Annotated in this window: 1 protein-coding gene; it reads right to left on the bottom strand. The window is 40.0% G+C overall.

Features of this window, described 5'->3' with window-relative positions; all coding sequences use genetic code 11:
* Positions 1–29: 29 nt before the first annotated feature.
* A complete protein-coding gene (gene tnpA, locus Q0779_RS23730) occupies positions 30–473 on the bottom strand; it encodes an IS200/IS605 family transposase (RefSeq protein WP_298776734.1) in 444 nt (147 codons plus the stop codon).
* Positions 474–560 lie beyond the last annotated feature (87 nt).

The following is a 560-nucleotide window of genomic DNA, read 5'->3' as shown; positions in this document are numbered from 1 at the left end:
ATTAAAAACTCGGCCGCAAGCGACCGAGTTTAGAAGAGCCCAAGCTGATCTGAATTTCTCTCTTTTCGATCTAACTCAATCAGCTGATTTTGAACATACTTGCGGATAGTGTCTTCCGTTGCATTACCAATTGTTTCAACAAAGTAACTTTGAGTCCAAAGCTTACCGCCCCAAAAATAACGCCTTTTAATCTCTGGATAACATTTGAAAAATTCTCGGGCTGAGATGCTTTTTATCACCTGCATTATATGACTTGGTGAAATCTTTGGCTCACTTCTAACAACCATATGAATGTGATCTTCTGGGATTTCTAATTCGACAATATCAATATCGTAATCAAAGCCGACTTTATGAATGATTCTTTTCATCATTTCGCGGTAAGGTTCAGAGAATACTTTTCGTCGATACTTGGGTATCCACACAAAGTGATACATTAGCCTGAAAACATGATGTGAATTTCGTTGAAGTTCCATGTATTGGATAATACAGACTGGAACAAGTCCAGTCTACACTATCCAGCACGGGGGCAAGCCCCCGAGATTTCCGCTACGCGCGTTAAA

The sequence above is a fragment of the uncultured Shewanella sp. genome, from assembly GCF_947491715.1.
GTDB lineage: Bacteria > Pseudomonadota > Gammaproteobacteria > Enterobacterales > Shewanellaceae > Shewanella.
The sequence above is the reverse complement of the archived record's forward strand: the minus strand, read 5'-3'. Positions and strand labels throughout refer to the sequence as shown.

Bases quoted from the DNA above. Each gene is read 5' to 3' on its own strand.
- tnpA (WP_298776734.1), bottom strand. From the start codon at position 473: ATGGAACTTCAACGAAATTCACATCATGTTTTCAGGCTAATGTATCAC.